Source organism: Shewanella submarina (assembly GCF_042646185.1).
Lineage (GTDB): Bacteria > Pseudomonadota > Gammaproteobacteria > Enterobacterales > Shewanellaceae > Shewanella > Shewanella corallii.
In genome coordinates, this window is the sequence record NZ_JBHRTD010000022.1 from 46,559 (window position 1) to 60,080 (window position 13,522).

Here is a 13,522-nt window from a genome sequence, read left to right on the forward strand (position 1 = left end):
TGTTTCAGGCGACACTATTTTTCTTCAAAGAAGAAAGGCTGGCGTTCGCGCTTGTCGCCATTCAGCTCATTCATGGTTTCGGCATCATAGAGTTTACCGTTTACCATGGTGTAGCTGACCTTGTCTGTGACCCGGATATCTTCCAGCGGGTTACCATCGATCACTATTATGTCGGCCAGCTTACCCGGCGTGAGTGAGCCAATCTGATGGTCCATGGCAAAGTGCTTGGCCGGGTTGATGGTAGCCGTTTTCAGAGCTTCAAGGTTACTCATACCGCCCTGGGCAAACATCCATATCTCCCAATGAGCCCCCAGTCCTTCACGTTGACCATGTGCACCAATGTTGGATTTAATGCCCAACTTATTTATCTCATTGGCGATACGCACCACGTTGAAGTGGTTGTAGTGCTCATCCGGTGCGGTTGGGCGACGCATAGAGCGAGCATCCAACAGGTCGCCAGGAACATACTTGGACAGGCGAGGGTGCGCCCACACTTCTGTCTTATCGTACCAATAGTTCTCACCCGCAATACCACCATAGGCCACATTCAAAGTCGGAGTGTAGCCAACCTCGGTCTGACTCCAGAACTGCTTGATGTCGTTATAGATGGCTGCCGCAGGCAATGAATGCTCGATACCAGTATGGCCATCGGTAATCATGGTCAGGTTATGCTGCATCAAACTACCGCCCTCAGGTACCACCATCATTTCCAGTTCACGGGCGGCGGCTATAACTTGCTGGCGCTGGTTACGGCGTGGCTGGTTATAACTCTTCACACTGAATGCGCCGACCTTCTTGAGACGCTCAAGGTGGAATTTGGCGTCATCCAATGAGTCTACATGTGAGGTGTATCCCGGCAGGTTGGCACCATACAGAATAGTGCCCGTGCTGAATATACGTGGGCCTGCAATCTTGCCAGCTTTCTGAAGTTCAGATGCAGAGAAGATCTCAGTGGTGTCGTTGGATGGGTCATGGATAGAGGTCACACCAAAGGTGAGGCCGGCATACAGCTCCCAATTTTGCTGAGGGATAATTTCGTTCTCACCCTGAGCGCCATGGGCATGGGCATCAAACAGTCCCGGCATAATAGTTTTGCCGGCAATGTCATAAACCTTTGCTCCATCAGGAATACTGGTGGTGCTGTCTCCTACTGCGACTATCTTATTGTCTTTAACTACAACAACGCCATTTTGAATGACTTTATTGTTATCTGGACCATCCATAGTGACAACGTGGCCGCCAATAAATGCGATTGTTCCACGTGGAACATCTGCCTCCTGATCGAATCCTATTGCGGTGACTGTTGGTTTGACCTCATCTTCTGATTGGTAACCAGTATCGACCTTGGCTTGGTATAAGTCAGGCCCCAGGGTCCAATACAAGGAGTTGTTATCGCCACCCCAGCTGATGCTTTCACCGGCACGGACACTGAGTTGAGCTACCGGCAGGTTACTGGCCTTAGGGCCTATCTCAACCGTCTCACCATGTTTGGCAAACGGAGTGACAAACACCTTGAAGCGCTCAGCGAATGCCAGGTGCTCACCGTCAGGGCTGATGCGGAACTCAGTAGCATGCTTGCTGGTGTAGTGGGTACGCTTCTCATGACCATTTATATTGATGGATGAGAACTGAGGAGTCTTGCCGGACTCCATAAAATAGACGCGTTCATTATCTTCACCAAACTGAGGCTGGAAGCCTGAGGCGGTGATTTTGGTCAGACCATTACCTTTCAGGTCTACCCAGTAGATACCTGGGTTGGTAGACCAGGTTCTAGGGGTGATATAGCCGCCTTTAGCTTTGCGGAATACCACGGCTTTACCATCAGGGCTAAAGGTTGGCTCAACGTATTTACCGGGTTCTTCAGTCAGCGTGGTGACTCGCTTACGGCGAACATCTATCACTTTTACGCTTCCCTGTTCCTGATCATTCCAGGTGGTAAACACTATGCGTTTGCCATCACGTGACCACTGAGGGAAGAGTTCATTTTGGTTATCATCCAGCTTGGTGAGGCGCTTCACATCACCATCAGGTAACGATTTCACCCAGAGCTTACCCAAGGCTTCATACACCACACGTTTGCCATCTGGAGACACTTGAGCCATACGCAGCATTTTTACTGGGAATTCTGATTCATCCAGATTCTGGGTATAACGCACGGCAGGCTGAACATCCATTTGGGTTTCTACCGCAAATGGGATCTGCTCAACCTGTTTGTTGTCGATATCCAGCCTGTTGATTTTACCTTTGGCCCAAAACAGGATCTCATCACTGTCAGGTGTCCATGACATGGTTGGGTAAACGCCATGGATAGCCCAGGTTTCCTGCATATCCCGGTCGAGGTCTCCAAACAGCTTCTGGGTTTGGCCCGACTTAAGGTCGAGCAAGTAGAGAGAAGACTGGAAACCATCACGCTTGATGTAGGCCAGCTTGTTACCATCAGGACTTGGGGTTGGACGAATGGCCCCACCTGTGCCTTCAATCAGCACTTCGATATCACCTGTCTGAGTATCGTAACGCTTAATTTTGTAGATGCCTTTCACAGAATCCTTGGAGTAGTGGAAGGTCTTGCCTGGCGTTGCATCCTGACTGAAGTAGATATAACGACCATCAGGAGAGTAGGCGGGTTCACCCAGATCCTTCTGCTCATTTGGACGCTCAGTCAGTTTTACGCCTGTTCCGCCTGCAACGTGGTAGAGCCATACTTCACCGGCACCCAGGCTGCGGCTGGCGGTGAAGTGTTTGCGGGCGACCAGGTACTGGGAGTCAGGACTCCATGCTGGGCTGTTAAGCAGACGAAAGGTTTCTGAGGTAACCGCTCTTGGGTTTTTTCCATCGGCATCCATAACCCAGATATTGTCTCCGCCATCTTCATCGGAAGTGAAGGCGATATATTTACCGTCAGGGCTGTATACGGGTTGCATCTGCCAGGCGATGCCGCTGGCCAGCACTTCGGCTTTGCCACCTTTGGCCGGTATGCGATAGATGTCTCCCAACAGGTCGAAGACGATATATTTGCCATCAGGCGACATGGACACGTTCATCCATGTCCCTTCATTCACATTAATTGTGACCTGCTCAAGTGGAGCATTCGCGGGGGCGTTAACTTGCCAGGCTTCCGAAGATTCGCTGGCAGCCACTGCGGCACTGCCGAATGTCATCGCCAGTGCCAGACTGATAGGCTTGAATTTTGAAGGGATCATATAAGCTTTCCTGCTCTTTATTTTCGTTATTTCCGGTGTGTCGAAAGACCGGCTTTGCAAAGGTTCTTGAGGAACTGTGCGGAATATTCCCTGCCGCGATGAAGTTATCTCATAATTTAAGGGCCATGAGTACCTATAGTTTGCAACAAGTGGTTGTCAAAAATGTAAAGTCGCAGGCAATAAAAAAGGACCCCTGTACAGGAGTCCTTAATTAAATAAAGGGGTGTTTGGTCGTGGTTATGCGGCAGAAATATTATCCATTACGGTAATCTGGCCAGACTCAATAACCCGACAGGTAACGCCACCACGCCAATCAACAGCGAGAGCCGCTTCAAGCCCTGGGCAAGCTATTTCCATTTTCTTACACGGGTCGGTTTCACCAGTCACTTCCAGTACCAGATCACCAATAATGAGTTGTTTGCCAACAAAGCTGGCATTGAACTCTACGCCATCTACCATGATATTGGCCCGGCGGGTCGTCCAGGGAAGATCCTGTTCTACTGTTTCACAGGCGGCTTGCCATTGTTGACGGGACATTACAGTGACCTGGCGCTTTCCGGGTCTGCCGTAAATATCCTGTCCAACACCTGATTCCTTGGTGACCAGTGCGGTGGAGACTTCCTGCATGGCCCCGCGTTTTTGGGTTTTATAGGCTATAGCAACGACCTGTGGCATAACATTTTCCTTATGAAAGACCTTTCTTGATCAGGTAACGATAGGGCAGTTCGTCCGTATTACTGGCTATCAGGGTATGGTCCATAAACTGACAGAAACTTGGAATGTCTCTGGTAGTGGCCGGGTCATCGGCAATAATCAGCAGGGTTTCACCCTCTGCCATATGGCGAACTGTTTTACGAACCATCATCACGGGTTCTGGGCATCTTAACCCCAATGCATCCAATTGATGTTGGGCCGACTCAAATACGTCGCTCATATTTCCTCTGTTGAACGGACTAACTGAAGTTGCACAATATTACTGCACCATAGGTGATAAACCAAGGCAAGGGGAGAGATGTTCCACGTGGAACATCTCTATCTGTGATGAGCTGGTATTTGGTAAATAATGGCGGGGAACCCAGAACTATTTTATGCGGGCTACCTTACTCTTTTTGGAAGACTTGGCCTTATACATCAACTTATCCGCTTCGCTAATCAGGTGGTCTATAGAAGAGATGTCTTTAGGTCGCTGAGTGACCAAACCAAAGCTGATATCAAGTCCTTCGGTTTGGGATACCAGCTGTTGAAATTTATCTGTGAAAATGGTGTCCAGCGTTGGATGGTCACAGTCAGGGCAAAGGATAAGGAATTCATCTCCGCCAATCCTGAAACACAGATGCTCAGGATACGCTATGGTGCGAATGATATCGGCGAGCTGGCATAAGATCTCATCGCCTCTGTCATGACCCTCAATATCGTTAATCTCTTTGAAGTTATCTATATCTATGTAGACAGCTGAAATCAGATGTCCCCTGCGCTTACAGGAGGCAATTAACTTTGGTGCCTGTTGGTTGAGGAAGTGTCGATTGTGGAGTTGAGTCAGGGTGTCGGTATTGGTTAACCTGGTCAGCTCATTGTTGAGCCCTTCCACCTTTTCTGCATACCTGAGTGAACGGTTTCGTTCGTTTTCTACCTCTGCCATTAACGCATTTTGATAGGTCTCGATAATCAGGCTGGTGTCGAAGGAGATCAATCTGTCCAGTGCCAAACAAGTATGTTGAGTTCGCTCAGCGGACATTGGGGAATCGATAAAGAGTCTGGCGAGACGACCCTTCAGAAAGGACACTCCTGCAAGGAACATTCTGACATTCACGCCAATGCGCTTATGCACGACGCCAATCCTGAGCCGGAAATTGACATAGTCCATATCGTAATCACCAAGAAACAGGGTCTCTATATACTCTTCCAGCGAGGCTTTAAGTCTGGACAGGGTCTCTGCGTCTCCAATCAACAAGGCGGCATCATTGTCATTGAGTTGCTCGTTATAAAAGGCGCTGGCGAGGTTTTCCAGGTTTTCCATTACTAAAGAGTGTGCGTGCATTAGATGCTGACAATCGGAGTCGGTTATCCCGAAATCTTCCTTCATGTTTTGCAGTCTTATCTCGTTGAGTCGAACCTGCTCCGACAACATCTTGGTGGCCCGTTCCTTGGGGGGGATTCTATGCATCCTGAATTCTGCCAGTTGGTTTACCGTTACTTAATTAAAGACCTCTCTGCCAAAATTGCCATGATTGAGCGACATCCGATATCAATCGCATCGGTTAATGGAGCATAGAAAAAACCGACCTGTGAAGGTCGGTTTTTGCGAACTGAATATCCGGGAAATCTGCCAGGTATTACACCCTTTCAAACACAGTGGCGATGCCCTGACCCAAACCGATACACATGGTTGCCAGACCCAACTGAGCATCCTTGTGTTCCATCAGATTGATCAGTGTTGTGGAGATACGCGCTCCTGAACAGCCAAGTGGGTGACCCAAGGCGATAGCGCCGCCATTAAGGTTAATCTTGTCATCCACTACATCAAGCAGCCCCAGATCTTTAACGCATGGCAGCGACTGAGCCGCAAAGGCTTCGTTCAGCTCAATCACATCCATATCTGCGACAGTGAGGCCAGCACGGGCCAATGCTTTCTGAGTGGCTGGTACAGGACCATAACCCATAATCGCCGGGTCACATCCGGCCACAGCCATGGACTTCACCCGGGCACGGATTTTCAGACCCAGTGCTTTTGCCTTTTCCTCTTCCATAACCAGCATAGCGGACGCGCCGTCTGACAGCGCCGAAGAGGTACCTGCTGTTACTGTGCCACTTACCGGATCAAATACCGGACGCAGACCAGACAGAGATTCAATAGAGGTTTCAGGGCGAATCACTTCGTCATAGTCCACTTTAATCAACGCACCATCGGCATCGTGACCTTCAATGGCGACAATCTCATTGGCGAAGCGTCCTTCAACACTGGCGGCATGAGCACGCTGGTGTGAACGTACGGCAAACTCATCCTGCATTTCACGGCTGATGTTGTGCATACGCCCCAGCATTTCAGCGGTCAACCCCATCATGGCGGACGCCTTGGCCACATTGTTGGCCAGTGCCGGGTGGAAGTCGACACCATGGTTCATGGGCACGTGTCCCATGTGCTCAACACCACCAATAATGAAGGTGTCGCCCATGCCGGTCATGATGGCTCTGGATGCCTGATGCAATGCTTCCATAGAGGAGCCGCACAGGCGGTTTACCGTTACGGCACCTGCTTGCTTGGGAATGCCTGCCAGCAGGGAAGCGTTACGGGCGATATTGAATCCCTGTTCCAGAGTTTGCTGTACACAACCCCAGATAACATCTTCAATCTCATTGGGGTCTACCTGGGGATTACGTACCAGCAATGCCTTCATCAGCTCTGCAGACAGAGTCTCTGCACGAACATTGCGGAAAACACCACCCTTGGAGCGGCCCATGGGAGTACGGATACAATCGACGATTACTGCTTGTTTCATTTTAAATTCCTCTCCCTGTTAACCGGCCTGGTAGTAGCTGCCGTTATTGGCGGCCAGTTCACGCATCTTGTCTGTGACCTGGTACAGACCACCAAGGTGTGCATACTTGTCTGCCAGCTCAACAAAGTTGGCCACACCCATGGTATCCAGATAGCGGAAGACGCCGCCGCGGAACATAGGGAAGCCCAGACCATATATCAGGCCCATATCAGCTTCAGCAGGAGAGGCGATAATGCCTTCTTCCAGACAACGCACGGTTTCGATAATCATAGGGATCATGGTGCGGGCGATAATCTCATCGCTGCTGAACTCTTTGGTATCGCCATATTCGGCGCTCAGCAGGCTGACAGCCTCTGCATCCATTTCCTTCTTGGGTTTGCCACGCTTGTCAGTGGTATAGCTGTAGAAGCCTTTACCATTTTTCTGACCCAGGCGCTGGTTTTCAAACATGATGTCGATAGCATCACGACCCGTCTTACCCATGCGGTCAGGGAAGCCTTCAGCCATAACAGCCTGTGCATGATGACCGGTATCCAGGCCCACTACGTCCAGCAGGTAAGCCGGACCCATAGGCCAACCGAACTGCTTTTCCATCACCTTGTCGATAGCGGAGAAATCACCGCCGTCCGCCAGCAGACCGTTAAAGCCGGCGAAGTAGGGGAAGAGTACGCGGTTTACAAAGAAGCCCGGGCAGTCATTAACCACAATCGGGGTTTTGCCCATCTTGCTGGCATAAGCCACTACTGAGGCGATGGTTTCATCTGAGGTCTTTTCACCACGAATCACTTCCACCAGCGGCATACGGTGAACCGGGTTAAAGAAGTGCATGCCGCAGAAGCGCTCAGGCTTACTCATGCTCTTGGCCAGCAGGTCAATGGAGATAGTTGAGGTATTGGACGCTATGATGGTGTTATCACCCACCTGGCCTTCAACTTCAGCCAACACCATGGACTTAACTTTTGGGTTCTCGACCACGGCTTCAACCACCACATCGGCATGGGCTACCGGTGCATAGTCCAGTGATGGGGTGATGCTGTTCAGCACTTTTGCCATCTTGGCTGGGGTTGAACGGCCACGTTCGACCTGCTTGGACAGCAACTTGGCCGCTTCATTCAGACCCAGGTCCAGTGCGCCCTGAGCGATGTCTTTCATCACGATAGGCGTGCCTTTGCTGGCGCTCTGGTAGGCGATACCGCCGCCCATAATACCTGCACCCAGTACAGCGGCCTGGTTAATTGGATTGGCTTGCTTGGCAGCTTTCTTGGCTTTGCCTTTAACCAGTTGGTCATTGAGGAACAAGCCGATAAGCGCGGTTGCAACATCCGTTTTTGCCAACTGTGCAAAGGCTTTGTGCTCAACCTGCAGCGCTTCAGTGCGTCCAAATCCGGCGGCAGCTTCTACCACATTAACCGCAGCCATTGGGGCTGGGTAATGCTTGCCTGCCAGCTTGAACACCATGCCTTTGGCAGTGGTAAAGCTCATCATGGCTTCCAGCTTGGGCAGTGTCAGTGGCGATTGCTTACGCTCACGACGCCCTTGCCAGTCCAGCTTGCCACTGATGGCATCATTCAGCATATTCAGCGCGGCCTGCTCCAGCTTGTCCGGGGCGACTACAGCGTCTACTGCGCCAACCGCCAATGCGGCATCCGGGCGCTGCTCTTTACCTGAAGTGATCCACTCCAGCGCGTTGTCGGCGCCAATTACACGCGGCAGGCGCACTGTGCCGCCAAAGCCCGGGATAATACCCAGTTTGGTTTCAGGCAGGCCGATGCGGGCAGTGGTGTCTGCAACTCGCAAGTCGGTAGCCAGAATAGTTTCACAGCCGCCACCCAGGGCGAAGCCTTTGATTGCAGACAGGGTTGGGAAGGGCAGATCTTCCAGCTTGTTGAACACGGCATTAGCCTGCTCCAGCCAGCCCAGCAGGACGTCATCACTTTGGGCAAACAGCCCCAGAAATTCGGTAATGTCGGCACCAACAATAAAGGTATCTTTGCCACTGGTCAGCAGCAAACCTTTGATGTCACTTTGAGCCTGAATGGCATCAAGCGCCTGGTTGAGGGAGTCCAGGGTTTCCCGGTCAAACTTGTTTACCGAGCCCTGAGAATCAAAGCACAGACGTGCCACCTGATTGTCCAGTAACTCGACCTGAATCGTGGGACTTTGGTAGATCATTTGCTTGCATCCTTATTGCTGTGGCGGGCTTACCATTGAGTTGCGTTACCCAATCCATCTTTTCTGCAGCCTGGTCATGGTTTGACCAGTTTGCAGCTCAGTTTGCTTCCAATTAACACAAATTTCAACACCCAATTTAAACGATCGTTTAACTTTAATCACCTGGCTGAAATATATTACCCCTGTGATACACTGCTGATATCCTCGATTTGAGGGACTGGGACAGCAAATACTTAATATTTTTAACTCATTACACTAGGTGAAGAGAATGGAACACTTGTCTGAACTTTATCGGGACCACCTGAATATTTTAAACGCCAGAGCCAAAGAGATTCTCACCAGAGAGAAAATGGCGGGTTTGGTGATCCATTCAGGACAGTTACACCGTCAGTTTCTCGATGATATGGACTATCCGTTCAAAGTGAATCCTCACTTCAAAGCCTGGGTGCCTGTGGTTGATAACCCCAACTCCTGGCTGGTGATTAATGGTGAAGATAAACCCAAACTGCTGTTCTACAAACCTCAGGACTTCTGGCATAAGGTTGCCGATATTCCCGATGATTACTGGACGCCCCATGTGGACATTCAGATCCTGACCAAAGCGGATCAGGTGGCTGAGTATCTGCCGTCCAATCTCAATGACTGGGCCTATATTGGCGAACATTTGGACGTCGCTGAAGTGTTGGGGCTGAGCGCGCGCAATCCTGACGCCGTGATGCACTATCTGCATTTTCATCGTGCCAGCAAAACCCCCTACGAACTGGCTTGCATGCGTGAAGCCAATCGCATTGCCGTACTGGGCCACACCGCGGCCAAAGAGGCTTTCTTCGGTGGTGGCAGTGAGTACGATATCCTGCTCGCCTATCTGGCCGCCACGGGTCAGGGGGAGAATGATCTTCCCTATGGCAATATTATTGGTCTTAATGAAAACGCAGCGATTCTTCATTACATGGTGCAGGAGCGAAAGGCTCCCGCTCAGCGGCACTCATTCTTAATTGATGCGGGGGCTTCCTGTGTAGGATATGCCGCCGACATTACCCGCACTTATGCGTTTGAGAAAAACCCTTTCTATGACCTGATTAAGGCGATGGATCAGCTGCAGCTGGCAGTCATTGATATGATGGCGCCCGGCGTCAAATACGCAGACCTGCATCAGGCTACACATGACAAGCTGGCTTCGGTGCTGCTTGATGCGGGGCTGGCGACAGGAACGGCGGAGGACTTGTTGACTTCCGGTGTTACCCGTGCCTTCTTCCCCCACGGGCTGGGCCATATGATAGGTCTGCAGGTGCATGATGTGGGTGGGTTTGCCCAGGATGACAGAGGTACTCACCTGGCTGCTCCTGAATCTCACCCATTCCTGCGCTGTACCCGAACCCTTGAAGCGGGACAGGTGCTGACCATTGAGCCAGGTCTGTATATCATTGACTCCCTGTTGGCTGATCTGCAGCCCGCCGCCAAAGCTTTGGTTAATTGGCAGGCGGTTGACCAATTCCGTCCATTCGGTGGTATCCGCATTGAAGATAATGTGGTGGTGCATGCAGACAGCATTGAGAATATGACCCGAGAGTGTGGATTAGTTGACTGAGTCTTACCCGGTACCGGCCGCTGAGCTGGTATTTGAAGAGGAGATAAAACACAGCCGTTTTATCTCCCTTTTGTTTCGTTGTGAAAGTCCGGAGCAGTTCCGGCAGGCACTCGGCGATATTCGAGTGCGCTATCCAGGTGCGACCCATTACTGTCAGGCTTTTGTATCCGGTAAGCCCGGTTGCACTATGACTGCTGGCTTCAGTGATGATGGTGAACCTGCTGGCAGTGCAGGTCGTCCTATGCTGGCTGTGCTTCAAGGCTCTGGCATCGGCGAGATTGGCGCCGTTGTGGTGCGTTACTACGGCGGTATTAAATTGGGTGTCGGTGGCCTGGTGCGAGCCTATGCATCCGGCGTGAAGCAGGCATTGCCTGAATTGCAGACCGAGTTAAAGTTGCTCAGGTACCCTGCAGCGCTTGAGTGCGACTATGGGCTGTTGCGGGATGTTGAGTATGTGATTGAACGTCATCAGGGGGTTATCACCCACAGGGATTTTGGTGGCGCGGTTGCACTTGAGTTTGAGTTGCCTAAAAGTGAGCAAGAGGCACTTAATCTTCAGTTGGCAACTGTGAGTCAGGGGGCGGTTCAAGCCCGTTTTGACCAGTGAATGACCTGTGTCTTTATGCGAAAATGCAGGTTTTATTTTGACGTTGTGGTTTGGCCACAACATGAAAGAACCCTTTGAATGCAATACAGAACGATAACCAGAATTATTGGCCTGCTGGTCGGCCTGTTTTCCATGACCATGCTGCCGTCGGCACTGGTCGCCTTCATCTACAAAGATGGTGGGGGAACGGCTTTTATTCAGGCATTTTTTGTGAGCCTGTTTATCGGCTTTTTGCTCTGGTATCCCAACCGCCAACACAAGGCCGATCTTAGAACCCGTGAGGGCTTTTTGATTGTGGTGCTGTTCTGGACCGTACTGGGTCTGATCGGTACCTTGCCCTTTGTATTCTCCAGTCAGCCCAGTCTCAGCTGGACCGACAGTATCTTCGAGTCATTTTCCGCACTGACCACAACCGGGGCGACCGTTATTGTTGGTCTGGACTCTTTACCCAAGGCGATTTTGTTCTACCGCCACCTGCTGCAATGGCTTGGAGGTATGGGGATCATTGTGCTGGCAGTGGCCATTTTGCCAGTATTGGGCGTGGGGGGCATGCAGCTCTATCGGGCGGAGATCCCGGGGCCGGTTAAAGACAGTAAGATGACGCCCAGGATTGCCGAAACTGCCAAGGCGCTTTGGTATATCTATCTATTACTGACCATTGCCTGTGCCGTTGCATACTGGGCTGCGGGAATGAGTGTGTTCGATGCGATTTGCCACTCATTTTCCACTATTGCTATCGGTGGTTTCTCTACCCATGACGCCAGTATGGGCTATTTCGACAGCCCCACCATCAATATGATTTGCGTGGTGTTCCTGCTGATTGCTGCTATCAATTTCAGCGTGCATTTTGCAGCATTCTCACGTCGTGGTATCAACCTCAAGGTTTACTTCAGAGACACTGAATTCAAGGTACTGATCGCCATTCAGTTGATCCTGACAGCTATCTGCTTTGCGACCCTCTACCATTCAGGTATCTATGATTCGCCTGAAGAAACTCTGGATTATGCCTTGTTCCAGGCGGTATCCATCTCGACCACGGCAGGCTTTGGTACCGAGAGCTTCCACCTGTGGCCACTGTTCCTGCCTATGCTGCTGATCTTCTCAAGCTTCATCGGCGGTTGTGGTGGTTCAACTGCCGGCGGTATCAAGGTGATGCGGGTAATTTTGCTGTTGCTGCAGGGCTCACGGGAACTTAAACGTCTGGTGCACCCAAGAGCCATGTTCTCCATCCGTATTGGCTCAACCGCCTTGCCTGACAGGGTTATTGATGCTGTATGGGGCTTCTTCTCTGCTTACACATTGGTGTTTGTTATCTGCATGCTGGCCCTGCTGGCTTTGGGTATGGACAATATCACCGCTTTTAGCGCCGTGGCCGCCTGTCTTAACAATCTGGGCCCGGGCCTGGGTGAAGTGGCCAGCAACTACGCCAGTATTTCTGACGGTGCCAAGTGGGTATTGGTGGTCGCCATGCTGTTTGGCCGCCTTGAGGTCTTTACCCTGCTGGTACTCTTTACTCCTACTTTCTGGAAGAACTGATGATCAAGACAAGAATCCTTTACTCCACCGTTGATGGCCATACCAAGCGCATTTGTAATCGTATGGCTGATGCGCTGAGGCAAGCCGGAGAGGAAGTTGAGGTGAGTTGTCTTGATACCATCAGCGAAGCTGAGCTGGCTGCCAGCGACAAGATACTGGTGGGGGCCAGCATTCGCTACGGCAAACACAGGCCAGCGCTGTTTGAGTTCGGCAAGCGTTATCAGACTTTGCTTGAGGGTAAAACCAATGCCTTCTTTACGGTAAATGTGGTCGCCAGAAAGCCATTGAAGAACACCCCGGACACCAATCCCTACATGCAGAAGTTTCTGACATTGTCGGCGTGGCAACCGCAGCAGCTGGGGGTGTTTGCCGGTAAGATTGATTACCCTAAATATCGCCTGTTCGACCGTACCATGATCCGCTTTATTATGTGGATGACCAAGGGGCCGACCGATATCACAGGTACTTTTGAGTTTACTGATTGGGACAGGGTAGACGCCTTTGCTGCAGAGTTCGCTGCCCGATAGGGTTCGAGTACAACAAAGCCCGCATTTGCGGGCTTTGTTATTTAAAGAGGGAATTAATCCTCTTTAGGCGCGCAGAACTGCTTATACATAATGGCAATCACTTCCCGCACCTTGTCGTTCTTCAGTTTGTAATACACGATTTGCGAACTCTTGCGACAGTCCACCAAATCCTGCTTACGAAGTACCGCCAGGTGCTGAGACAGCGCTGACTGACTCAGGGGAATATTTTCATTTAACTCAGTAACGCTCAGTTCATTATCCAGCAGTTGGCACAGTGTCATCAGGCGATAGGGGTTGGCGATGGCTTTGAGCCACTTTGCCGCTTCCTGCGCATTGGTCACCATAGCTTCCGCATCTATCTCTTTTTGCTGCATGTCTGTACTTTGTTTTAATCC

The 13,522-nt window shown here is 51.0% G+C and carries 11 protein-coding genes; 4 read left to right on the forward strand and 7 right to left on the reverse strand.

What is annotated here, in order from left to right:
* Window positions 1–14: 14 nt before the first annotated feature.
* From ACFOE0_RS22645 to fadB, 6 genes are all read right to left on the reverse strand, one after another.
* The gene (locus ACFOE0_RS22645; protein WP_248937729.1) at window positions 15–3,200 is read right to left on the reverse strand and encodes an amidohydrolase family protein; all 3,186 of its coding nucleotides are present in this window, start codon (window positions 3,198–3,200) and stop codon (window positions 15–17) included.
* Between the two features lie 237 nt (window positions 3,201–3,437).
* Window positions 3,438–3,875, reverse strand: coding sequence for an MOSC domain-containing protein (locus ACFOE0_RS22650; RefSeq protein WP_248937728.1), 438 nt, complete (start codon window positions 3,873–3,875; stop codon window positions 3,438–3,440).
* A gap of 10 nt (window positions 3,876–3,885) precedes the next feature.
* Window positions 3,886–4,134: a sulfurtransferase TusA gene (gene tusA / locus ACFOE0_RS22655; protein WP_115138935.1), complete on the reverse strand. Its 249-nt coding sequence runs from the start codon at window positions 4,132–4,134 to the stop codon at window positions 3,886–3,888.
* Between the two features lie 147 nt (window positions 4,135–4,281).
* A complete protein-coding gene (locus tag ACFOE0_RS22660; RefSeq protein ID WP_248937727.1) occupies window positions 4,282–5,364 on the reverse strand; it encodes a GGDEF domain-containing protein in 1,083 nt (360 codons plus the stop codon).
* Window positions 5,365–5,533: 169 nt separating this feature from the next.
* A complete protein-coding gene (fadA, locus tag ACFOE0_RS22665) occupies window positions 5,534–6,697 on the reverse strand; it encodes an acetyl-CoA C-acyltransferase FadA (RefSeq protein WP_248937726.1) in 1,164 nt (387 codons plus the stop codon).
* Between the two features lie 18 nt (window positions 6,698–6,715).
* Complete coding sequence (gene fadB, locus ACFOE0_RS22670) at window positions 6,716–8,869, reverse strand: fatty acid oxidation complex subunit alpha FadB (RefSeq protein ID WP_248937725.1); 2,154 nt, start codon at window positions 8,867–8,869, stop codon at window positions 6,716–6,718.
* Between the two features lie 268 nt (window positions 8,870–9,137).
* Here fadB and pepQ point away from each other — a divergent pair, with 268 nt between their 5' ends.
* The 4 genes from pepQ (at window position 9,138) to hemG (ending at window position 13,127) form a co-directional block, all read left to right on the forward strand.
* Window positions 9,138–10,457: a Xaa-Pro dipeptidase gene (pepQ, locus tag ACFOE0_RS22675; RefSeq protein ID WP_248937724.1), complete on the forward strand. Its 1,320-nt coding sequence runs from the start codon at window positions 9,138–9,140 to the stop codon at window positions 10,455–10,457.
* Complete coding sequence (locus ACFOE0_RS22680; RefSeq protein ID WP_248937723.1) at window positions 10,450–11,064, forward strand: YigZ family protein; 615 nt, start codon at window positions 10,450–10,452, stop codon at window positions 11,062–11,064. Before pepQ ends, ACFOE0_RS22680 begins: the two co-directional genes overlap by 8 nt.
* A 78-nt stretch (window positions 11,065–11,142) precedes the next feature.
* Window positions 11,143–12,600, forward strand: a complete 1,458-nt coding sequence (locus ACFOE0_RS22685; RefSeq protein WP_115138941.1) for a TrkH family potassium uptake protein — start codon at window positions 11,143–11,145, stop codon at window positions 12,598–12,600.
* Between the two features lie 2 nt (window positions 12,601–12,602).
* Window positions 12,603–13,127, forward strand: a complete 525-nt coding sequence (hemG, locus tag ACFOE0_RS22690; protein ID WP_248937762.1) for a menaquinone-dependent protoporphyrinogen IX dehydrogenase — start codon at window positions 12,603–12,605, stop codon at window positions 13,125–13,127.
* Between the two features lie 53 nt (window positions 13,128–13,180).
* Here the strand turns inward: hemG and ACFOE0_RS22695 are convergent, their stop codons facing one another.
* Window positions 13,181–13,501: an ArsR/SmtB family transcription factor gene (locus ACFOE0_RS22695; RefSeq protein ID WP_248937722.1), complete on the reverse strand. Its 321-nt coding sequence runs from the start codon at window positions 13,499–13,501 to the stop codon at window positions 13,181–13,183.
* Between the last annotated feature and the right edge of the window lie 21 nt (window positions 13,502–13,522).